The 21,898-nt window shown below is 49.2% G+C and carries 19 protein-coding genes; 12 read left to right on the top strand and 7 right to left on the bottom strand.

The window, feature by feature from the left end; all coding sequences use genetic code 11:
• Positions 1–24 precede the first annotated feature (24 nt).
• The 6 genes from AC55FS_RS04960 to AC55FS_RS04935 all read left to right on the top strand — a co-directional run bounded on the left by AC55FS_RS04960 (position 25) and on the right by AC55FS_RS04935 (position 6,169).
• A complete protein-coding gene (locus tag AC55FS_RS04960) occupies positions 25–1,572 on the top strand; it encodes an ABC transporter ATP-binding protein (RefSeq protein WP_496934965.1) in 1,548 nt (515 codons plus the stop codon).
• On the top strand, positions 1,565–2,647 hold the full coding sequence (locus tag AC55FS_RS04955; protein WP_496934964.1) for an ABC transporter permease: 1,083 nt from the start codon (positions 1,565–1,567) through the stop codon (positions 2,645–2,647). Before AC55FS_RS04960 ends, AC55FS_RS04955 begins: the two co-directional genes overlap by 8 nt.
• A 4-nt stretch (positions 2,648–2,651) precedes the next feature.
• Positions 2,652–3,578: an ABC transporter permease gene (locus tag AC55FS_RS04950; protein ID WP_496934963.1), complete on the top strand. Its 927-nt coding sequence runs from the start codon at positions 2,652–2,654 to the stop codon at positions 3,576–3,578.
• A 17-nt stretch (positions 3,579–3,595) separates the two neighbouring features.
• Positions 3,596–4,663 (top strand): BMP family ABC transporter substrate-binding protein, encoded by a 1,068-nt coding sequence (locus tag AC55FS_RS04945; RefSeq protein WP_496934962.1) that lies wholly within the window; start codon positions 3,596–3,598, stop codon positions 4,661–4,663.
• Between the two features lie 17 nt (positions 4,664–4,680).
• Complete coding sequence (locus AC55FS_RS04940; RefSeq protein ID WP_496934961.1) at positions 4,681–5,412, top strand: hypothetical protein; 732 nt, start codon at positions 4,681–4,683, stop codon at positions 5,410–5,412.
• A 109-nt stretch (positions 5,413–5,521) separates the two neighbouring features.
• Positions 5,522–6,169: a TetR family transcriptional regulator C-terminal domain-containing protein gene (locus AC55FS_RS04935; protein WP_496934960.1), complete on the top strand. Its 648-nt coding sequence runs from the start codon at positions 5,522–5,524 to the stop codon at positions 6,167–6,169.
• Here AC55FS_RS04935 and AC55FS_RS04930 read toward each other — a convergent pair.
• Entirely contained in the window at positions 6,166–7,704 is a 1,539-nt protein-coding gene (locus AC55FS_RS04930; protein ID WP_496934959.1) for a sensor histidine kinase, read from the bottom strand. The genes AC55FS_RS04935 and AC55FS_RS04930 overlap by 4 nt on opposite strands.
• Positions 7,705–7,961: 257 nt before the next feature.
• Between AC55FS_RS04930 and AC55FS_RS04925 the strand changes: the two genes are divergently transcribed.
• Complete coding sequence (locus tag AC55FS_RS04925; protein WP_496934958.1) at positions 7,962–9,317, top strand: 8-oxoguanine deaminase; 1,356 nt, start codon at positions 7,962–7,964, stop codon at positions 9,315–9,317.
• On the opposite strand, the gene AC55FS_RS04920 is transcribed toward AC55FS_RS04925, so the two are convergent.
• Positions 9,314–10,777 carry a TolB family protein gene (locus AC55FS_RS04920; protein ID WP_496934957.1) on the bottom strand — a complete coding sequence of 488 codons (1,464 nt, stop codon included), beginning with the start codon at positions 10,775–10,777 and terminating at the stop codon, positions 9,314–9,316. The genes AC55FS_RS04925 and AC55FS_RS04920 overlap by 4 nt on opposite strands.
• A 310-nt stretch (positions 10,778–11,087) precedes the next feature.
• Between AC55FS_RS04920 and AC55FS_RS04915 the strand changes: the two genes are divergently transcribed.
• Together AC55FS_RS04915 and AC55FS_RS04910 are read left to right on the top strand one after the other, a co-directional pair.
• On the top strand, positions 11,088–11,774 hold the full coding sequence (locus AC55FS_RS04915; protein ID WP_496934956.1) for a hypothetical protein: 687 nt from the start codon (positions 11,088–11,090) through the stop codon (positions 11,772–11,774).
• 27 nt (positions 11,775–11,801) lie between these two features.
• Positions 11,802–12,317, top strand: coding sequence for a GNAT family N-acetyltransferase (locus AC55FS_RS04910; RefSeq protein ID WP_496934955.1), 516 nt, complete (start codon positions 11,802–11,804; stop codon positions 12,315–12,317).
• Positions 12,318–12,644: 327 nt separating this feature from the next.
• Here AC55FS_RS04910 and AC55FS_RS04905 read toward each other — a convergent pair whose 3' ends face one another.
• Entirely contained in the window at positions 12,645–13,187 is a 543-nt protein-coding gene (locus AC55FS_RS04905; protein ID WP_496934954.1) for a PepSY-associated TM helix domain-containing protein, read from the bottom strand.
• A gap of 195 nt (positions 13,188–13,382) precedes the next feature.
• Here AC55FS_RS04905 and AC55FS_RS04900 point away from each other — a divergent pair, with 195 nt between their 5' ends.
• Positions 13,383–14,348 carry a helix-turn-helix transcriptional regulator gene (locus tag AC55FS_RS04900; RefSeq protein ID WP_496934953.1) on the top strand — a complete coding sequence of 322 codons (966 nt, stop codon included), beginning with the start codon at positions 13,383–13,385 and terminating at the stop codon, positions 14,346–14,348.
• A gap of 90 nt (positions 14,349–14,438) precedes the next feature.
• Here the strand turns inward: AC55FS_RS04900 and AC55FS_RS04895 are convergent, their stop codons facing one another.
• Positions 14,439–14,699, bottom strand: a complete 261-nt coding sequence (locus AC55FS_RS04895; RefSeq protein WP_496934952.1) for a hypothetical protein — start codon at positions 14,697–14,699, stop codon at positions 14,439–14,441.
• Positions 14,700–14,701: 2 nt separating this feature from the next.
• Positions 14,702–15,553: a formyltetrahydrofolate deformylase gene (gene purU, locus AC55FS_RS04890; protein WP_496934951.1), complete on the bottom strand. Its 852-nt coding sequence runs from the start codon at positions 15,551–15,553 to the stop codon at positions 14,702–14,704.
• Positions 15,554–16,056: 503 nt separating this feature from the next.
• Here purU and AC55FS_RS04885 point away from each other — a divergent pair.
• Entirely contained in the window at positions 16,057–16,638 is a 582-nt protein-coding gene (locus AC55FS_RS04885; RefSeq protein WP_496934950.1) for a CBS domain-containing protein, read from the top strand.
• Between the two features lie 23 nt (positions 16,639–16,661).
• Positions 16,662–18,023: a nucleotide 5'-monophosphate nucleosidase PpnN gene (ppnN, locus tag AC55FS_RS04880; protein ID WP_496934949.1), complete on the top strand. Its 1,362-nt coding sequence runs from the start codon at positions 16,662–16,664 to the stop codon at positions 18,021–18,023.
• On the opposite strand, the gene AC55FS_RS04875 is transcribed toward ppnN, so the two are convergent.
• Together AC55FS_RS04875 and AC55FS_RS04870 are read right to left on the bottom strand one after the other, a co-directional pair.
• The gene (locus AC55FS_RS04875) at positions 18,010–19,737 is read right to left on the bottom strand and encodes an Aq_1262 family (lipo)protein (protein WP_496934948.1); all 1,728 of its coding nucleotides are present in this window, start codon (positions 19,735–19,737) and stop codon (positions 18,010–18,012) included. The genes ppnN and AC55FS_RS04875 overlap by 14 nt on opposite strands.
• A gap of 58 nt (positions 19,738–19,795) precedes the next feature.
• Complete coding sequence (locus AC55FS_RS04870; protein WP_496934947.1) at positions 19,796–21,619, bottom strand: PhoX family protein; 1,824 nt, start codon at positions 21,617–21,619, stop codon at positions 19,796–19,798.
• Positions 21,620–21,898: the final 279 nt, after the last annotated feature.

Below are 21,898 nucleotides of genomic sequence, written 5' to 3'. Positions count from 1 at the left end.
AGCTTTATCAACCGAGGTTTCACTGTGAGTTCCAGCGATCGTTTACACCTGACAGGCATCACCAAGGCCTACCCAGGATGTATCGCCAATGACGCCGTTGAATTAAAGGTTCAACAAGGCGAGATTCATGCCCTGCTCGGGGAAAATGGCGCCGGCAAAAGCACCCTAATGAAAATTATTTATGGGGTGATCGCACCGGATGCCGGTCAGTTACTGTGGCATGGACAGGCACAAACGATCCGGGGGCCCGCCCACGCTCGCCAGCTGGGCATAGGCATGGTGTTTCAACACTTTTCCTTGTTTGAAACCCTGACCGTTGCCGAGAACATCGCTCTCGGCCTGCCGCCTGAGCAGGCCAAAGATATGCCGGCACTGCAGCAACGCATTAGCGAAGTGTCCGAGCATTATGGCATGGCCCTCGACCCTCAGCGGTTGGTACATACCTTATCTGTGGGGGAGCAGCAGCGAGTAGAAATTGTGCGCTGTCTGTTACAGGACATTGAGCTGCTGATTCTCGATGAGCCCACTTCAGTGCTGACGCCGCAAGAAGTCCAGCAACTGTTTAAAACGCTAAAAACCCTAGCCGACGAAGGCTGCTCGATCTTATTTATATCCCACAAACTGGATGAAGTGGTGGAACTGTGCACCGCTGCTACCGTGTTACGCCACGGTAAAGTCACCGGCCACTGCAACCCTCAGCACACCACCAGCACTGAGCTGGCGCGCATGATGGTTGGCAACGATACGCCCCTGAGCGAGAACTACGCCAAAGCCCAAGGCGGCGAACTAGCGCTGCATGCAGATAATCTCTGTTATCGCCCACACGATCCTTTTGGTGTAACGCTGCAGAATTTGTCGTTACAGGTCAAAGCTGGTGAAATCCTTGGCATCGCCGGGGTCGCTGGCAATGGCCAGGATGAACTGATGGGACTGCTGTCAGGTGAAGAACAGCAAGACAGCGGCTCTATTCATTTACACGGCCAAGCGATAGAAAAGCTCAGCCCGGATCAGCGCCGTCAACTGGGTTTTGCCTTTGTGCCAGAAGAACGCCTGGGACGCGGTGCTGTGCCCGATATGTCGTTGGTTGATAATGCATTACTCAGTGCCAGTCACCGCCAGCTTAAGCGCAAGGGATGGATTCAATATGATGCCGTGCGCACCTTTGCGCGCGACATTATCGATCGCTACAACGTTAAATGTGCCAATGAAGATGCCCAGGCCAAAAGCCTGTCGGGCGGAAATTTGCAAAAATTTATTATTGGCCGAGAAATCGAGCAACAGCCTAAATTTTTAGTCTGCTCTCACCCGACCTGGGGTGTTGATATTGGCGCAGCTATCTTAATTCGCCACGCGCTTATTCAACTGCGCGATCAAGGTGCAGCCATTTTGGTGATTTCTGAAGATATTGATGAGCTGTATCAAATCAGCGACCGCATCGGTGCTATCTGCGATGGCCAGTTATCGCCACTCGCAGCCACCCAGGATGTATCCATTGAACAACTCGGCCAATGGATGGCAGGTCAATTTGATAACGGAAGCAGTGATCAGCCACAGGAGTTAAGCCATGCTTAAACTGGAAAAGCGCCCTTCCGATTCGCGCTTAATGGCCTATTTATCGCCTTTGATTGCCATCGCGTTAACTTTATCGTGCGGCGCCATCTTATTTGTTTTTCTCGGCCACGATCCTTTGGGAGCCCTGCATACCTTTTTTATTGCCCCTCTAACCAGCGTCTATGGCTGGACCGAGCTGGGCATAAAAGTGGCGCCTCTGCTGCTGTGCGCCATGGGTTTGACCGTCTGCTTCCGTGCAAAAATCTGGAATATTGGCGCTGAAGGCCAATTCATCATGGGTGCTTTGGGCGGCAGCATGGCAGCGCTGCAGTTCCTTGATAGCGACAGCCGCTGGGCTCTGGTACCGATTTTATTGGCTGGCACGCTGAGTGGTTTGGCCTGGGCAGGCCTAGCAGCCTGGCTGAAAACCCGCTTTAACGCCAATGAAATTCTGACCACCATTATGCTTAACTACATCGCTTTAAACGCCTTGCTGTATGGCGTGCACGGGCCGTTAAAAGATCCCGACGGTTTTAATTTTCCAGAATCGGCTCTGTTTGCCGACGCCACCTTATTACCTGTGTTCAGCGACGATTATCGTTTAAACATTTCGATTTTGTTTGCCCTGCTGGCCATGGTTGCGATTTGGACATTGATGTCACGTAGTTGGATTGGTTATCAAATCCGCGTTCTGGGTGAAGATGCAAAAGCTGCCCGTTATGCTGGCTTTAAAGATCAGCGTCTAACTTGGTTTGCATTATTGTTGTGTGGCGCCCTGGCAGGACTGGCTGGCGTCGCTGAAGTCACCGGGCCACTAGGCCAGCTGGTGCCGCAAGTCTCCCCGGGGTACGGCTACGCCGCCATTATTGTGGTGTTTCTTGGACGTATGCAGCCGCTAGGAATTTTATTGGCCTCCATGCTGCTGGCACTCACCTTTATGGGGGGGGAGATGGTGCAAATTGAAATGGCCTTGCCTAAATCTTTAACCGGTCTTTTCCAAGGTATGTTGCTGTTTTTCCTACTGGCAACAGACCTGTTAATTGCTTATCGCATTGTTCCCAGCAAACTTCCCTCGACTTCAGTGAGCCAGGCCTGATTCTATGGATATCGATCTGATTACCAATATTCTATTTGCCACCATTCGCACCGGAACACCGCTAATATTGATTGCTCTGGGCGAAATGGTGTGTGAAAAATCCGGCGTGTTAAACCTAGGCCAAGAAGGCATGTTATTGATGGGTGCCGTGATTGGTTTTATCGCTGCCAGCCTCACCGGCAGCTTGTTTATCGCCGTTTGGTTTGCCATTGCCGCTGGCATGTTAATGGCTTTGCTGTTTGGTTTTTTGGCCATCAGCCTAGCCTCAAACCAGGTGGCTACCGGCCTTGCCCTGACAATTTTTGGCACCGGTTTAAGCGCCTTTTTGGGCACTAGTTATGTCGGTATTGGCCTTGAAGGCATGCAGCCATTGGCGATACCTCTATTAAGCGACATCCCGGTTATTGGCAAGGTGCTGTTCCAGCACGACCCATTGGTATACGTCGCGTTAATACTGTTTGCTGTAGTGTTCTGGCTATTTCACTCTAGCCGCCTAGGCTTGCAAATCCGCGCTGTCGGCGAAAATCCCGAAGCCGCCAATGCCATTGGTATCAATGTGCAGGCCATTCGCTATATGGCAGTACTGTTTGGTGGTGCCATGACCGGATTAGCCGGCGCGTATTTATCTCTGGTGTATACCCCCATGTGGTCTGAAGGTATGTCAGCAGGTCGCGGATGGATTGCGTTAGCACTGGTGGTCTTTGCCAGCTGGAAGGCCGAGCGTATTTTGCTCGGCGCGTATTTGTTTGGTTTTGCCAGTATTTTACACCTGGTACTGCAAGGCACACGCTTTGAAGTACCGCCCAATATTATGGCGATGTTGCCGTATGTTGCGACCATAGTGGTGTTGGTATGGCTATCTAGCGATGCCATTAAAACCCGCTTGAGCGCACCAAAATCCATCGGTCGCCCCTATCGGCCAATGAGTTAATGAGGAAGGAGAAGCACATGACGATCAAGAAATTGATGGCGGCTGCAAGCCTGGCGGTTGCCGCCAGCGTGGCACAAGCCGAACCACTGAACATTGGCTTTGTTTATGTTGGCCCTGTGGGTGATGCCGGCTGGAGCTATGGCCACGATGCAGCACGTAAAGCAGTTGAAGAGAAGTTTGGCGATAAAGTTAAAACAACTTATGTTGAAAGTGTCGCGGAAGGTGCTGACTCTGCACGAGTCATTCGCAACCTAGCGCAAAAAGGCAATGAGCTGATTTTCACCACCTCATTTGGCTATATGAACCCGACCTTGAAAGTGGCGCGCAAATTTCCCAAGGTAAAATTTGAGCACGCTACCGGCTATAAGCAAGGTAAAAACGTCGGCAACTATATGGCTAGAGCCTATCAGGGCCGTTATCTGACTGGCCTGGTGGCTGGCAGCATGACCAAAAGCAACACTCTTGGTTATGTCGCCTCTTTCCCAATCCCAGAAGTAGTCCGTGGTATTAATGCCTTTACCAAAGGTGCACGTGAAGTGAATCCAGATGTGAAAGTAAAAGTCATCTGGATCAGCAGCTGGTATGACCCAGCTAAAGAGCGTGAAGCCGCAGAAACCCTGATGCTGCAAGGCGCCGACGTATTAACCCAGCACACAGATTCCGCCGCCGTCATTCAGGCCGCAGAAGCGAACGGCAAATATGCCATTGGCTATCACACCGATATGTCAGCCTATGGCAAAAAAGCACACCTGACTTCTACGGTACACAACTGGGCACCGCTATACATAGCGAAGGCCGAAGCCGTTATGCAAGGCAACTGGGAATCACAAAGCCTGTGGTATGGCATAAAAGAGGGTGTCACTGATATTGCCCCCTTCAACCCTGCCATTCCTGCCGATGTACAGGATCTGGTAAAGAATAAAAAAGCTCAGTTAAAAGCCGGTGAGATCCAGGTATTTACCGGCCCTATTAAAGATCAGCAAGGCACCGTTCGCGTAAATGCAGAGCAAAACCTATCCGATGAAGATCTGAAAGGCATGAACTGGCACGTTGAAGGTGTCGAAAGCAAACTACCCGAAGCTTGAAGTAAGAGAGAGAAGTAATGAATAAAGTAGTCATTGGTACTGTTCTAACCGCTGCTCTGGTGGCACCGGTTCAGGCCGAGCAATATTGGGCCGATAACAGTGTCTCTGTTTTATATGGTGAAGATTACAAGCTGGTGCCAGAAGAGAAACTCACCACCATGACATTGGAGCATGCCTCAGGTCACAGCTGGGGTGGTTTGTTCTTCTTCGTAGATCGCCATGTCGGTGAAACCGGAGAAGACGGTGTGCAGTTTAAAGAAACTTATGGTGAGTTTTCACCAAAGTTTACTGTGGTAAAAATGGACGGATTTGTTAGCGCCATTAACGCCGCCTTCACTTATGAATTTGGCTCTACCAGCAACAACTCAGGCCAGCAGGACAACTACCTGTATGGTGTTGGCGCCGACTTCAATGTTCCTGGCATGAATTACGCCAGTGCGACCTACTTCTATGCCAACAACGAAAATGTTGAAGATGATCATCAGTTGACACTGACCTACGGTTGGAACAAGGGCAATTTCAACATCGATGGTTACATTGACTATTCGACGGCAACCGAAGACCTGAACGCTCAATTCCACTTTAACCCTCAAATTACCTACAACGTTGGCCCGGCTCTGGGAATCAGCAACAAAATCAAAGTGGGTGTGGAATACAGCTACTGGAACAACAAGTTTGGTCTGAACTTCTTAGAAGATGACGACAAGGATCAGAATGCAGTGAGCTTTATAATCAAGGCCCACCTGTAATCTGTTCGCCAAGGAGCAGCTCGCTGCTCCTTGGTCTCCATCCGATGTGGTGATGGCGCCGTTACTATTTGAATGTGATATTCTCAGCACTGGTTGCAGGAAGTGAATCATGAGCACACAAAAGTACAAACCTGGCAAGATCCGCGAACGCAATGAAGAAAACATACTAGCTGCTGCCGAGCGAGAATTCGTACGTAACGGATTTAAAGGCACCAGCATGCAGGCCATTGCGGATCGCGCTGAAGTACCTAAAGCCAATGTTCACTATTATTTCAAGAGCAAGGCCAATTTATACCGTGCTCTGTTGAATCACATCATGCAAAGCTGGAATGCGGTACTGGAAGATATCACTGCAGATGACGATCCAGCCGATGTGTTAAGCCGGTTTATTGCTGTAAAAGTTGAACAGTCTTATTTAAACCCTAATGGTTCTAAGATTTTCGCCATGGAAATCATTCAAGGTGCTCCCCACCTGAAAGAGCATTTAAGCCAGGAAATGCGCCACTGGGTCAAAGAAAAGTCGGCTGTCATTCAAAGCTGGATTGATCAGGGCAAGCTACGCGCTGTTGATCCGATGCATTTGATTTTCATGATATGGTCGACCACACAGCATTACGCCGATTTTGAAACCCAAGTACTGGAAGTTTCCAACAAACGCCAATATGAACTGGAGGACGTTGAGCGCATCACGCATTTTTTGCAGGATATGATACTGACCGGCTGTGGGCTCACTGTGCGGCCAACAACGCAGGCTTAACCGGGATTGGAAGACTGTGGCTGACATTGCTCTTCGGCGGTCACATCCATCGGCAAAGTCAGCACAAAATGGGCGCCAGGCTGTTTGTCAGTGGCTTGAATATCACCCGCCAGAATTTGATTTACTAGATTAAATACCAGGTGCAAACCCAAGCCGGTGCTGCCCTTAGAACGCCGAGTGGTATAAAACGGGTCAAATGCGTGCTGACGTATCTCTTCTGACATACCGATACCATCATCAGAATATTCCAACATCAACCAATTATCTTGTGGACTGCCCGCCGTCAAGCGTATAACAATAGGCCCACCTTGTGGATAACCATGCTCAATGCTGTTCGCTAATAAGGCACGAATAACAGTAACAAAACTGGCGTAATAGGTATTGAGCCAAATATCGCCCAATTCAATGTGCAAACTAATACGATCGGCAACTCCGTATTCGGCCACCCATTCTTCTAGCAGCTCTTCTAATTCGGTCAGACTAAAGCGGCGCCGGGCTTCATGTTTCTGCTGGACGCCCAGACTTTTGAAGGTATTAACGATATTGATGGCGCGCTGAAGGCTTTGCTCTAGTAACTCTAGTCCCTCCTCCATTTCGGCTTTACTGCCCTGCTGTAGTTGCTCTTTGACAAAGCTATGGGCCGTTAATGCTGTTCCTAGGGGGGTATTTAATTCATGGGCGACACCGGCAATCAAGCTGCCCAGCTGTGCCATTTTTTCCGATGTCACCAACTGCTGTTGCGTATCACGCAAATCCTCCAATGATTGCTGCAGTTGCTCAAAAGCATGGGTTAGCCGCTCAGTGCGCTCAGCAACCTTTTGCTCTAATGTCTCGTTTAGATCCTGCAGCTTACGATTGGCAGCATCACGTTGAGTTAGGCTTTTCAACACCCGTTTGCGTTGTCGGTCTATGGCCCGTACTAACCGAGTCAGCTCATCTTCACTGCCATGTTTGCGCTCTAAAGTCGGTTTTTTGTTTAAATCATCGTTATCCGCCCAGGCGGCCAAACGGTTGAGGTGGCGGGTCACCATGTGGTTCACCAACAGCAGAATCATGGTGGAGATTAATAAAGTGCGAATCATTTGTGACACTAAAATCGTCACTGCTTTGTTATATACCTCGGCCAGTATTTGGTCGCGATCAATCTTCAGCTCCAGCACACCAAGTCGCCTGGGGCCGCGCTTATCTTCAAATATGAGCTCAAATTCATAACTATCGAGGCTTTGACTGGCACGTCGCTGGCCCGCACTGACAACGGCACCAAAGTCATCAATCACCTGCGCTTGCACCACATAAGGCAAGTTCACCATACCATCGACCTGGGCCGCCAGCTGGGTTTCATCCATATTCCATAAACTGATGGCAACGGATTCAAGGTAGGTTAAGCGAATATGCTCGACGGCTTGGCGAGAAAAAGACACTTCACGCTGGTAATCTCGCCACAGGATAAACCCCGTCATCAACAAGGTCACTAGGGAGCTGCAAAGCAGAATAGCCAGCAATAACTTGCGGCCTAATACCCCAGGTTTGGACATTGAACAGCTCCCGCAGACTTCTGATCGTGATAACGATCATGCTTTTAGCCTAGCAGTGCCCAGCAAGGCTGTCAGCACGCTATTCGCGCCTTATCTGCCAAAGCAACCTTGATATTGCAGCACTGACATTCATTTGTGCCTTTGTTAGACTGCCACCAGCAGATTAACACGCAAGTCACTGCTGTTTACGGCACCCCAAGTGCCTTTCTAAACAGAGTGCGGCGCGTGGCGTCGCACCGTATCAAACGGAAACGCCTGTGACCTCTATCTGGATCAAACACCCTAACGCCTGTTTCACTGCCAACGATGAAAATGCCGACAATGGCGTGGTCATTGCCGATGGGCACATTGTCGAACTGGTAGCCGCTGGTAAACAGCCCAGCATCAATGTGGATACACAGTGGGATGCGAGTGAACACGTACTGCTACCAGGGTTGATCAACAGTCATCACCATTTTTATCAAACCCTGACCCGTGCCTGCCCTGCCGCCCTTAATAAAAAACTCTTCCCCTGGCTCAAAAGCCTATATCCCATCTGGGCTGGCCTAACCTCAGAGTGGCACGCATTGGCAACCGAACTGGCACTGGTCGAACTACTACTATCTGGCTGTACCACCGCCGCTGACCATCATTATTTTTTTCCCGACCATCTAAACGATGCCATTGATCAACAAGCTCAGATTGCAAAGCAGCTGGGCATCCGCGCGACCTTGACTCGAGGCTCTATGTCCCTTAGCGAAGACGAGGGTGGTTTACCGCCCAAGCAAGTCGTGCAAACAGAGCAGCATATTCTGCAAGACAGCGAGCGTTTGATTCAACGCTGGCACCAACAAGACAGCCAGCAGTTAGTGGAGATTGCCCTTGCCCCCTGCTCACCCTTTTCAGTGACTACAGAGCTGATGTCGGCCACGGCCAAACTGGCCCAACACTACGACGTCGGTCTGCATACACATCTAGCTGAAACCGAAGATGAAAACGCGTTTTGCCTGCAACGCTTTGGTTTGCGCCCGCTCGATTACCTCGATTCCGTGGGTTGGCTGCAACCGCGCACTTGGCTGGCCCACGGCATTCATTTCACTGGCGAAGAAATCCGCCGTTTAGGCCAAACGCACACCGGCATCTGCCACTGCCCCTCTTCCAATATGTTATTGGCTTCTGGCATTTGCCCTGTCAATGAACTACTCCAGGCAGGCTGTCCAGTGGGGCTGGGGGTCGATGGCAGCGCCTCTAACGATCACAGCAATCTGATGCAGGAAGTCCGCCAGGCACTACTGATTCAAAGGCTGCGCTACCCCGCCGATAGCTTCGGTCACATAGAGGCGCTCACACTAGCCACTCGAGGGTCGGCACAACTGTTGAATCGCTCCGATATCGGTCAATTAGCAGTTGGCAAAAAGGCTGATTTAGCGCTGTTTAAACTCGATGAGCCACGTTTTAGTGGCAGCCATGATCCACTGGCAGCGTTAGTATTAAGCGGCGCCCACCGTGCCGATGCTGTTATGGTGCATGGCCAATGGCGAGTACTCGACGGCACCTGGTTAGGCGGTGACCTGACTAAGCTGATGCACCGTCATCAGACTGCTGCGCAGCGCTTATTACGTGAGTCCTGCTAAGGTGTATTGGCCAATTCATCCCACAGCCCTTGGCAGGCATTAGAAGATTGAAGAGCCACCTGCTCAAAGCGTCCGCTGGCCAATGAGGTATCGTCCTTTAATAAACGAAACCGCATTGGCCACCATAGCTGATCTACGCGCTGATACTCTGACTCAACACCAATAACACCATCGTCATAACGCAGCTGCTCGATTTTTTGCAGACTGTTATCCAATAATACACTGTAGGGCGATGCAGTATTTAATTGCAGTCTAAATAATCGGCCTTGCTCAGCTTCGCTAGCATACACTTCACGCCAACGTGGCTGTCTTTGTTTTAGCAGATAAACAAAATTAACTTCCGTTGCTGACATCAACTGATCGACTTCTTCCTTCGACATGGTCTCTACTGGTTGCCCGCCGTAACGCTTAAATCCCGTGAGGCCATCACTCCAGCGCTGCAAATCACCACTGAGCTGACAAATAGAGAAGGGTGAAAACAGCATTGAAGTATGATTGCGAGTAACCGCTTGGTTTGGCTGGTCAATGAATAGGTCAAACGAAAACCCCATCAACCCAGCAAAAAACTCTGGTGGTGCTAGTAGTGGCAAAACTTTGGCAGCGAGATGTGCAGTATACCAAGACTGAGGAAAGGCTTTGTCCGTGGCGATACGATATATGTCCAGGTCTGATTGCTCATCGCCGGATGCGGCATAATATAACCAACGAGCGTCGGCCGAAAATTGGGGGGTAAATATATGCCCAGAAGCTGGAACAAATGGCTTCAATGACTGCGGTGATTGCCACTGTCCATCAGCCCAGCGCATAGCCATCAGTTCAGTATGCTTTGTATTCGGCGGTAACTGCCAAAACACCGCCAGTTGTCCATCGGGTGAAAAAGTTAAATCACTCACTTGCCCGGCCATATGTTTTAGCGGCTCAAACAAGCTGACGGAAACAGGCGAAGTGGATAAATCAGCCTGATACAGCTGTAACCGTCCATTCCGATCTGAGCTAAAAAACAACGTCTGACCATGAATTTCTGGTCCCAGCTCGTCATGTTCCGAATTAATTGTTAACGGCAACGGTCCTTGGGTCTGCCAGCGACCTTGCTGCCAGTTAGCCTGCCAAATATTATAATCAGAGCGATCATCATCAACGCTCAGAGGGCGGTCAGAAATATATAATAATGTCTGACCATCTGCGCTGATCATAGGGTCAGAATAGCGGTATTCTGCAGGTCCTAAATCCACTATCGAAGGCTTTGAAAAGCTGCCATCGGCTTCAAGCAATGATTGATAAACTTGGCTGTTTGAAAAATCGTCATCAGAGCGCGCCAATATGTATCGATCAAATTGTGCACTTTGCTGCAAGCCATAATCACTGCGAGACGTTGACCAATCTAACGATGGATTTGCTCGTACCGGAAGCGATATTGATATAAACAATATTAATCTGACTGCGCTCGCCATGCTTTTCATTGCCTGTTTTCCCAACAAAATAGATTCAACTGACCTTATCTTAGCCACCAGCAACGACACTCTCAGGACCAACAGCAACACCACTCAGCAGTGCAAAGTAAGCCAAATGCCTGATATCAATTCTGTTAAATGGCCATCTGGTGAGATCCAGTCCTCATATTCAAGCAGACCATGTTCACAGTCAGGCGATAGCGACACATCAGCGCTGGAAAGCGTGCAGCGATGGACATAGGATACGCCCCTAAGACCAATTCAGACACATTCGGTTGCGCCACTGCACGCAGCCCTTCAATTACAGGGAAGCCTTCACATGAATTCCGCTAAAACTATGTTATGGGCGCTGTTACCACTGATGGCCAGCCACACAGCCATGGCGAGTAACTATATTTGTACCCACAAAGATCAGCAAAGACAGATCAGCGTGGTGTATTTAACCGAGGGCGCCGCGGTTCCGTGTGAAGTGCGCTACCAAAAAGACGGCCAACAACAAACACTGTGGCAAGCCAGTAAATCCGTCGGCTTTTGTGAAAAAAAAGCTGAGCAATTTATGCAGAAACAACAAGCCTGGGGCTGGGACTGCCAACAGAGTTCAGATACAGAGATCACACCACCGCAAAACGAATCGACTGAGCAAGCATTACTGGACAGCCAACCAGATTATCAGCGTAGCGCACAATTTTCGGCCATTTTTCAGGCAGTGATGCCCATTAAGCTAAAAACAGACGAGCACGCCCGACGCTTTGGTGAGTTCCCTGCAAACATGGCCACCATGGGGTTAGACACGCCAGACTACCTGCAACACAAAAAGTACAATCGGGTAAAAGTCGTTGATGGTGTAATCACAGTGGAAGCTACTGATGATCATGGTGAACCAACAGTACTGCGCATGACGCCACAGTTTTCTAGCGGTGGTACTTATGTGGAGTGGGATTGCAACACCAACCTGACACTGGTCAATCAAGAGATCTGTCCATTGCAACCGGCCCTAGTATTCTAACTATCAAGGTTGCCATTAGTACTGATTATGAGCTCCCGTTACCCGCTCGGATTTTGCACTCAGCGAATCACTGCCAAAGAAATTCGTCAGCCTTTGACCGATAGTGATCGTCAAAGGCTGCTGCCTGCATTGCCCACCTTGTTATCCGCTGCCGTGGTTGAACACTTACCAGACTATTTTCATGGTATTGATAGTCCAGAAAAGGCTGAGCATTGGCTGCAGCGCAGCCTGAACGAAGGACATGTGTTGCTGTTGCAACAGCAGCAGTCATTGCTGGGTTTGATGCTTATCGCTAGCCCCGATGGCAGTAATGCTCATATTGGATACTTGCTGGCGCAAGCGTACTGGGGGCAAGGTCTCGCTAGCGAACTGTTACAGGGTTTTATTGCCATGGCAAAGCAAAATACACCATGGCAGCAGTTGTTCGCGGGCGTTGCCAAAGACAATCTAGCGTCATCACATGTGTTGAATAAAGTGGGGCTTGTACCCCACCAGTTCAATCAAGATAGCACAACTTATCGCTATGACCTTGGCTCAAAGTAATTCTATCAAGCATCAAGCTCGATTCCAGATCCTGAGCCAACTCAGACAAGATAAGCGGGTCAGACTCAAAGCGGTATTTCTCAAAATAGTGATCACCAACGACACCACTGCGCAGCATGAATTGACTGGTTAGCTCAGAAATATTTTTGATTTTTTTAGCCAGACTCCAAGGTAAACATACGCTCTGTCGTAGATAACAGAGCGCGACATGGACGGGCATATTAGTCCCCCATTGCAGAGCAATCCTGTTACGCCTGCCGTTTTGCAATCGGCATTCTCACACAAGAAGTACAGTGGCTGTGGCTAAGCAACCACCTGCAGTCCAGACTATATCAGCGCCAACACTGCAAAAGCTAAAATACCCGAGCAACTCAATATCACAGTCTGCTTTTTAAACATAGGTGACAGCAATCCCAACGCCATACCCGACAGCATGACAACCACTAGGGCAATCGCAAATAATTTTTCCAACCACTTAAACCACCCCGGCCCATGACCCTTGTGCAACTCCATTATCATGGCCTGCAAGTCTGGATTGGCCTCAGCAATACTGACGCGACTCCCCTGTAATTCAATTTTATAATGCTGGCGACTGGTGGGGCGGGTATACCAGGTATCACCTTTTTCTTTCACGTATTCAAACCCAGCATCCAGTTGCGCATCTTGCAGCAATTGTTTAAGTTGCTGCTGACGCTCAGCCCTGACGTCAGACCAGGTCGGTGCCTCCAACGTCTGCAGCGGCTGATAATTCATGTTTCCTTTTATGCCAAACAAGTACAAGCCACCAGAGATTGCCATAATAATGACCATGGGCGCGAAGAAGGCTGCCAGATACAGGTGAATAGAAACAATAAGTTTTCTTGACATCATTAACCATATACTCAATAAGGTTTAAAGGTGTGGCAAGCCTAACAAAACTAGATTGCAGTTTTACGAAAAAAGTATCAGTAAGTGTCAGTCGCAGCAGCTCCAAGTCAATTGCCCTATTAGAGTCTAGGCTGCGACTAATGGGCAATTGACCCCAACTACAGATTCCTACATCTTGCAGATTTTTATCGATTTATCATGACCCTTGTTTCTACTTCTTCATCCGGCTTAGTCTCTCAGCCGGCCTTACAGTGTTTGATGGATTTGGTCCGCTGGCGCAGTGGTGACCCAGATGCGGTACTGCTAGCCACTCGACTGAATCCTCACGCCGCCATGCAACCCATGTCCGACAAACAGTGCCAGCAGGCACTCAATACAGCTGCCAGTGAAATGGATGAACCCGCATTGGGGCTCTATCTGGGCAGTCAATGGTTTTTATCCTGCTACGACCTAGTGAATAGTTGTACGGATAACAGTCCAGACCTGCTAACAGCACTGCAGCGCCTGTGCACACTACTGGCGCAACATATGCCGCTGCTACAGTTTGACTTGGACCATCATGCCGATCTGACTCGCTTGAGTATCAGCGCCACTCAACCGGTGCAAAAAATAGAACCCATATTGCTGGAGTTCAGCGCGAGTCTGATTAACGGTGTTTTGGCCTATATTTCCGATAATCGCTGCCACCCCCAAGAAGTGCAGCTCGATTTTACCGAGCCTGCCCACCAGGCTCTGTATACAGTATTTTTTGCTTGCCCGGTGAACTTTCACTGCAGCCAAAATCAGCTGTTATTCGATAGAAAGAGTCTCTCCAGACCACTCAGTCAACGTGATATCAATGCCCCGTTCTGTGTGCAAATTGAACACTTGCTTACTCACGTGCGCGGCCGCTATCCCAATATTGAACAAGTGGCTGAGCGCATGGCGCTATCGGCACGTACGCTACGACGTCGTCTGCGTGATGAAGGTTGGAGTTATCAACAACTGGTGGAGCAGTGGCGCCAGCAAAAAGCGCTGGAGTATTTATTAAATACCCGACTTACCGTGCAACAGGTGGGCTATGTATTAGGCTATTCAGATCCAGCTAACTTTGGCCGTGCGTTTCGCCAGTGGTTTGGCAAGTCACCACGACGCTTCCGCGAAGGGCGCGGCCAATACGACTAACATTCAGGACGATTAAAGAAGAAGAGCAGGACGCTCTTCCCCATCCGCCATGCTGATTCTGACAGCAGGCACCCAGCCGATTCCAGGGTGTTACAAAGCAAACTCTTTGATTTCATCATTCAACTGACACCAGCAGCGATCTGGCACCGAGTGAAAGCGCGAATCCATTTCAAAATCAAAGGCCTGCATCCAGCCACCTTGCTGCCGACACCAGTCGCGACAGTTGCAGCGTGCCTCGACATAGGTATAAATAAACAAAGCCGCCATCCCAAGCAAACAGACCACAAATAAACGTCTGGTCCAGTGTTCCAAGGTCGCATCAAATGGCGTTGATCGCAGTGGCGGCCGCATAATTAAAACACAATCGTTTTATTGCCGTGGCGCAACACCCGATCTTCCAAATGGCTGCGAACACCACGCGCCAGCACCATTTTCTCCACGTCTTTGCCAAGGCGCACCATGTCTTCGACGGTATCTTGATGGGATACGCGAATCACATCCTGATCAATAATTGGCCCGGCATCCAACTCTTCGGTGACGTAATGGCAGGTGGCACCGATCAGTTTCACGCCACGTTCTGCTGCTTGGTGATAAGGTTTGGCGCCCACAAATGACGGTAAAAAGCTGTGGTGAATGTTGATTACCTGGCCGGCGTAGCGCTGGCATAAGTCGCTGGGCAAAATTTGCATATAACGAGCCAACACTATGGTATCCGCATTATGTTCATCAACAATGGCGCTGACGCGACGGAAATGCTCTTCCTTATTACTTGCATCAACAGGTACATGGAAAAACGGAATGCCATGCCACTCCACCATAGAGCGTAAAGTATCGTGATTAGAGATCACACAAGGAATATCACAATCTAATTCCTGGCTATGCCAGCGATGCAGCAAGTCTGCCAAACAATGGCTTTCACGGCTGGCCATCAAGATAACTTTTTTCGGTATGCCAGAATCTTTAACGTCCCATTGCATATCAAACTCAGCCGCAATCGGTGCAAATTCCTGTTTAAACTGCTCCAAGCTCAACGGCATGCTGTCAGCCTTGATGCAATGGCGCATAAAAAACTGACCACTGGCCAAATCGGAATAGTGATTCGCTTCCACAATCCAGCCACCATGGCCGGACAGGAACTGCCCTACTTTGGCAACAATGCCAACACGGTCAGGACAGGAGATGGTTAAACGGTACACACGTTCCATAAAAATGCTTTCTTCTCTAGAGTATTTGCCCATAACGGGCGTCAAATAAGGGCGCAGATAATACCAGCTCCACTCCCCTGTGACTGTGCTTTTAATCTACCTAGGCGTTTTTATGTCAGCAAAGATACAGTCCGGAGACTCAAAGTTTGTTCATCTGACGAAGATAGCTATGACTGTGGCCATCATTGCGCACATTGCTCAAACGAAGTGCGTAGGCCACTTTACTCAACCTATCGTCTAAAAACTCATGTACTGATAGGGCCATTTAGAGACCGTCTCTGTCCGAGCTACGGCAGTTTCGACTGTGCAAAACCGTGATCTGGTCGCGCTGTTTACCGCCACGTTATTAGTCTGCAACTGAGCTCAGTATACAAAACCCTTGTTCAGTAAACGGCAGCGGATGAGAAGCAACGCCATTGGCGCTATGCTTAGTGTGACTTTGATCTATCACACAGTATGGCCTGTCAGGTTCTCTGTGTTACCGCCAAGGAGCGAAGCAAAGTATGTCACTGGTTGTCTTCGATATGGGGCGAAGAATAGAAACACCGCCACGCCCCGACCGGTTGCGGACCGAAAAAACGTCCCCCAGCGACACGGTTCATGACGAGCATGCCGCCGTGCACAGCTATGAAAGCCAATCTGGCTCGGCATATCAGCATGCCCAGCAGCGGCCACCGCAACCCGTCGCCTATGTACAGGATATTATGTCACCGCAGGTGGAAACTCTGGCACCTGGAGACAGCTTGGGCCTGGCACTAAGGCGATTTCAGCACAGCAGTTTTCATCATTTTCCAGTGGTAGACAATGATCTGAAGGTGCATGGTATTTTATCGGATCGCGATGCCCTCAATGCCATGTTGAAACACACCGATATTCAGCACCATCCCGTTAGTCGCTATGCCAGTCATCCGGTGGTTTGCATACAAGCAAGCGCTGACATTCGCCAAGCTGCACAAACCCTGTATCAATACAATATTGGCGCTTTGCCAGTCGTGAACGATCAGCAACAATTGTGCGGCATCCTGACACCATCCGATATTTTGCGTACCCTGAGTCACTACGGCCCGATGGAATTATGGGCCTGATCATCAGGAATTAAGGAGTAGCCATGATCAAAAATTACCAACTTGTCCATCCAAAAACCCACCTGCGCGTTTTATCACGCTACGAAATTCAGCAACTAACCGACACCAACAGTGAAACCCATGAACTGGTTCGACGCTGTTGTTACGCCGTATTAAATGCCGGTAACGGCACCGATGATTATCTCGACCTAGAGCAAGACTATCGCCACTTCAATATTGAAGTGCTGCAGCAGGACCGCGGCATAGTATTAAATTTAACCAATCCTCCCGCATCAGCATTTGTTGATGATGAAATGATTCGCGGTGTTAGAGAGCAGTTATTCTCAGTACTGCGCGATGTATTGTACGCTCAGGATTCCATCTTAAGGGCGCATAGGTTTGATCTAAATAACTCCGAAGACATCACCAATGCCGTGTTTCATTTATTACGTAACGCTGGGGTATTGCTTCCCGATATGGAACCAAACCTGGTGATCTGTTGGGGTGGCCATTCCATTCCACGTCACGAATACGAATACACTAAGCAAGTGGGTTATCAGTTGGGACTGCGTGGCCTTAACATTGGCACCGGCTGCGGCCCAGGTGCGATGAAAGGGCCAATGAAAGGTGCAGCTATTGGCCATGCCAAACAGCATATTTGTGATGGTCGTTATATCGGTATTACTGAACCTGGCATTATTGCTACCGAAGCGCCCAACCCAATCGTTAATGAGCTGGTGATCTTACCAGACATAGAAAAACGCCTTGAAGCTTTCGTTCGTATGGCACATGCCATTGTCATTTTCCCTGGCGGCCCAGGCACCGCTGAAGAGCTGTTATACCTACTCGGTGTTCTGTCACACCCAAACAATCAAGAAATGCCTTTTCCTGTGGTGCTTACCGGCCCTAAAGAGGCAGAGAGCTATTTACGCGCCATTGATGCCTTTATTGGCACCTGCCTGGGTAGCTCGGCACAGAAGCGCTATCAACTGATCATTGATAATCCCGCTGAAGTTGCCCGAACGATTAAGCAAACACTGAAAGATGTGCAGGCATATCGCAGGCGTGAAAACGATGCCTATTTCTTTAATTGGCGTCTCAATATCGATGCCGACTTTCAGCATCCATTTGAACCCACCCATGAAGCGATGGCAACACTAGATTTAAATAAAGATTTGCCAGAACATGAACTGGCCGCCAATTTACGCCGTGCTTTTTCTGGCATAGTCGCAGGGAATGTGAAGGAGTCAGGCGTTACTGAAGTTAGAAAGCATGGGCCGTTTCAGCTTAGTGGTGACGCTGGCATTATGGCCGGCATGGATGCCTTATTGAAAGCCATGGTGGATAATGGCCGCATGAAAATCAGCGGCCAATATACACCCTGCTATCAAATTAGTAATAGCTAAGTACGGTATCGATACCAGTATCGCTGTCCAGCTCAACCTGTTGGTGAACGTTGGTCAGCGGTGCCACAACCGCATCCCGCCCTAGGGCAAAGCTTTGCTCTTTTACGATAACTTGGTAAGCCTTATTCAATTGCAAAGCACGCTCTGCAGAGGGCATAAGTAGAAACGAGATATCTGATTCGAGCTTTGCAAAGGCAGCTTTGTTAGGTGTTTTATCGGCATTAAAGAAAGTATTAAACACGTCCATATTGTTGCGATATTCGTTGCCAGTTGGATTATTCATCAAATAAAACGCGTATTCCCCCTGACCATCTTCGCGCTTGGGATCAGCTACTCCAGCTAGGCCTTTTTCGCTCCAGTGATACCAACCATCTTTAAAGCTACCATGATCAAACTTACGTTCCAGCGAGATAATAGTGTCGTTGCTGGCTCCCATACCACCGTGACAACCAGCACAGAAGTAGGTTTCTTCATAGGTTTGCGGCCTTAACTCGCCAGCATCGTCTTCAATAAAGCCTTGATATGTCCAACCATGAGCCACCGTTAAACCTTGCTCTGCATTGCCGGTTACCTGTTTAGTTCGATCAGGAAAATCGTGGCGCTCTTTAACTTCGTTATCAACCACGGTACGTAGCTGATGATAGTTACGCCAAAATGCTTTTTTACCATAGCGGAACTCTTTCATGCGCTTGGCCATTACAGCCCCCTGCTCGGTAACATCGATATAGCGCACACTGTGAGCAAACTCGGTTCCAACTGGCAACAGTCGTGCTGCGGCTTTGACCTCACCGGCTTTTTGCAGCTCACCTGCCAAGCCAACATAGTACATATGGCGATCTTGCAGCGGTGCCCAATCGTAACGAATCACTGAGCTGATACTCAACACACCATCTTTGTTTAGATCGACACCCACTTGAGTTTCATCCACAGGACCAAAAGGTACGTCCTTTTCTCTAGCTATGGCCTCGGCAATCGCCAAATTTAATTTGTAAATGTCCTTATCGAACTCGCCATTACGGTTCTGGCGAAATGGCTCAGGCAAACGAATCATCACATCATCCGTTGAGCCATTAGTCGGCATAAATGTGCCTGGAAAAGGATAATAGGCATAAACACGCCAGCCCGTTATTTGACCATCAGGGGCACGATCAAAACCTTCGTCATCAAAGTTAAAATACACATCGGGTACGTAGCCATCCCACTGGCCGTTGCCATTCCTATCCCAGGCCGATGGTAGCTGCTGTAACTTCTGTGCCAGAATTATGTCGCCATTTTCGGTTTTGTAGTTGTCTTCACGCACATACTGCAAGATGCCATCATCGCTAATGGCTGCTATCTCATCGCGGCGATCTTTAAATAGGTTGGTCCAATAGTTTTTATAACCAGGTTCTGGAAAGCTATAGCTTTGCTGCACATCGGTGTCATTTAGGAAATTAGGGCGTTTGCTGTCAGTATGGCAAACATAACAAGGGTTCTGACTGCCTTCTGCTGTCACGGGGTCGGTATAACATTGCGGCGGTATGTAGGCTACCGGGTTGGCACTGCGATCGTGGCTTAAATCAACCAAGGTACCGAATTTAAGATTATTGGTGGCTATTTTTTCACTGCCGGTTGACGTGCTATTTGCTTTGCTGGCCATTGCAGCAGAATCATCCTGATCATTAAAACAGCCGCTCAACAACAATACAGCGATCAGGCCCATAGATTTTTTCATGACACTCTCCAAAACCAAAAAAGGACGGCCAAAGCCGTCCTGTATAACATCGCTCAGATTATTGCTTCACCGCAGGGAAAGGCCCCATGTAACCTGTGTAGGCACGTGCTTCACCGGCACCTGTGTCTTTATCACCATCAGATTCGCCGTACGGGTGCTGAACTACCGAGGTCAGGTAGGCCCAGCCATTAATATTTGGATACCAGTAAGGTGACGTGGTTTCTGCACCATATGGCGTGGTTTGAATACGCGTCAGTGACTGATCAGCAAAGTCATAAGCCCAGATAACATCGTTCTGGTGGCCACTACCAGTGTCTTCGCCAATAATCAGCTGATCGTAACCAGACATATAAGTAACGTTGTCTGGATTGGCCAAGCCGTTGATGTGACAGCTGTTGTTGTCTTCAAAACCAGCTAACTGTGGGTCTTGCTCAGATACAGGGCGGCCAGCCAATAAACCTTTCATGCTGATCGCAACAAAATCGGAACCTTTACTTTCACTGCGTGCCAGATCCAATTCATACACAGCACCGCACTTGTTGTAGCTGTCTAAACGAATATGATTTGGCCCACCCAAGTCATAAGAGTTACTTTGGTTGCCATTCTTTTTAAAGTCTTCCATACCACGTTCAACAGAAGACATTGCAACGTACAGCTTGTTGCGTTTGCTATCGAAGGTCACCCCTTCTTCCTTGCGGAATTCTGTGGTGGCTCCCATCATGGCAGCATAGCGACGGGTTTCAAAACGTGACGCCACCTTTTCCATGCCGTCTTTCACTTTCAAACATTCCTGACCGTTGCCACCAGCATTCACTGAGCTGTAACCAACCGGACATACATTGGCTTCGGGCTCAACGGCATCAAAAATATCGGCAAATTTAACCGCAGGCTTACCATTGGTACCGTGCACATAATCTTTTAATTCAGCATTGCTGGCATGGCCTAAGCTAACCCATTCTAAGTTTGCTGCGCCTACGCCTGCTGCTGAAGTTTGCTTCCATACCGCAGCATAGGTAGTACCTGAGCTGAGGTCGCCTTTGTTATCAGCAACAAACATATAAAAACCGACGTTAGTGCCATCGTCCGTCATGTATACGGTTTTCTGATCCGGCATCACATACGACAGCTCAAATGCTAATCGACCCATGGCATAGTGCTTAGTAGTAGTGACCGCAGCGCTCTCATCGACCGCCACTTCAATGTTCCAGCCATAGAAGTACGGATTCCATTGATTGATATCAGCGTAGTAATCCAGCATGCCAGCGCTGTAACCGTCTTCAGCCGCGTCTGCTCCGCTAATTAAACTGCGAGCATTGGGCTCGTATTCTTCTGAAGCCAGATGGGTTGTCCATGGAGTAACGGAACCTGCACAATGTACCCAACCGCCATCAACACCAGACTGGTCGATTTGCTGCAACGATTTAACGGACAGAATGCCCTGATCATCCTGATCCAATTCCATCAAGAACATGGCACCGGGGCGATCTTCAAATTGCGAGACAGAGAACAGCTTGTCGCCTACAGGCAAGATAGATGTGAACTCGTTAGAGTCCGAAATGCGTGACGAGCCATCTTCAGCTTTTAACACAGCGCCGGTTTTATCCACCAACTGTCCAAACTGCATGCCGCTTTTATCTTCGCCCGAGCGTAAGAAGGTACGGTATTCGCCAGCATAGGTTTTGTCTTCTACTGTCGCCGCGGATGCGAGGATAACGCGCTTTTCGGCATCGGTCGCTGGAGCTTCAACGCCTGCAAAGTTGATTACACGGCTTTCAGGCAGGCTATCGTTGTCATCATCGTCGCTGCCACAGCCGGTTACTGCGGTCGCTGCTGCTGCGATCATCATCGCCTGAACCAGGCGCGACTTCATCATCGTGTCCATGTTTTATCTCTCTCATTGAACCCAAGTACGGTCAGGAGAGGGCAGCCTAGCGTCGATAAATGACAATTCCGTTAAAAACTATGACAAAGGTATGGCAAATTGACGAGCGTCCTAAGACATCTCAGGCTGCAAGCGGCCTATGGCGATGGCCACCTAAGTGAATTTTCCTAGGGCCAATTAACACTGGGTTGGTCTTTGTTGCTAGAGTCAGCTTTTCTCGGGTGAGGCATTAGCTGCACCGTTTAGCCCTGGAACTAATCATCAATAACACAGCTCAGA

The sequence above is a fragment of the Bacterioplanes sp. CLAM21 genome, from assembly GCF_059641015.1.
This window is presented reverse-complemented; position numbering and strand designations above follow the sequence as displayed.

Bases quoted from the DNA above. Each gene is read 5' to 3' on its own strand.
- AC55FS_RS04955 (WP_496934964.1), top strand. From the start codon at position 1,565: ATGCTTAAACTGGAAAAGCGCCCTTCCGATTCGCGCTTAATGGCCTAT.
- AC55FS_RS04950 (WP_496934963.1), top strand. From the start codon at position 2,652: ATGGATATCGATCTGATTACCAATATTCTATTTGCCACCATTCGCACC.
- AC55FS_RS04945 (WP_496934962.1), top strand. From the start codon at position 3,596: ATGACGATCAAGAAATTGATGGCGGCTGCAAGCCTGGCGGTTGCCGCC.
- AC55FS_RS04940 (WP_496934961.1), top strand. From the start codon at position 4,681: ATGAATAAAGTAGTCATTGGTACTGTTCTAACCGCTGCTCTGGTGGCA.
- AC55FS_RS04935 (WP_496934960.1), top strand. From the start codon at position 5,522: ATGAGCACACAAAAGTACAAACCTGGCAAGATCCGCGAACGCAATGAA.
- AC55FS_RS04930 (WP_496934959.1), bottom strand. From the start codon at position 7,704: ATGTCCAAACCTGGGGTATTAGGCCGCAAGTTATTGCTGGCTATTCTG.
- AC55FS_RS04920 (WP_496934957.1), bottom strand. From the start codon at position 10,777: ATGAAAAGCATGGCGAGCGCAGTCAGATTAATATTGTTTATATCAATA.
- AC55FS_RS04915 (WP_496934956.1), top strand. From the start codon at position 11,088: ATGAATTCCGCTAAAACTATGTTATGGGCGCTGTTACCACTGATGGCC.
- AC55FS_RS04910 (WP_496934955.1), top strand. From the start codon at position 11,802: ATGAGCTCCCGTTACCCGCTCGGATTTTGCACTCAGCGAATCACTGCC.
- AC55FS_RS04905 (WP_496934954.1), bottom strand. From the start codon at position 13,187: ATGATGTCAAGAAAACTTATTGTTTCTATTCACCTGTATCTGGCAGCC.
- AC55FS_RS04900 (WP_496934953.1), top strand. From the start codon at position 13,383: ATGACCCTTGTTTCTACTTCTTCATCCGGCTTAGTCTCTCAGCCGGCC.
- AC55FS_RS04895 (WP_496934952.1), bottom strand. From the start codon at position 14,699: ATGCGGCCGCCACTGCGATCAACGCCATTTGATGCGACCTTGGAACAC.
- purU (WP_496934951.1), bottom strand. From the start codon at position 15,553: ATGGAACGTGTGTACCGTTTAACCATCTCCTGTCCTGACCGTGTTGGC.
- AC55FS_RS04885 (WP_496934950.1), top strand. From the start codon at position 16,057: ATGTCACTGGTTGTCTTCGATATGGGGCGAAGAATAGAAACACCGCCA.
- ppnN (WP_496934949.1), top strand. From the start codon at position 16,662: ATGATCAAAAATTACCAACTTGTCCATCCAAAAACCCACCTGCGCGTT.
- AC55FS_RS04875 (WP_496934948.1), bottom strand. From the start codon at position 19,737: ATGAAAAAATCTATGGGCCTGATCGCTGTATTGTTGTTGAGCGGCTGT.
- AC55FS_RS04870 (WP_496934947.1), bottom strand. From the start codon at position 21,619: ATGGACACGATGATGAAGTCGCGCCTGGTTCAGGCGATGATGATCGCA.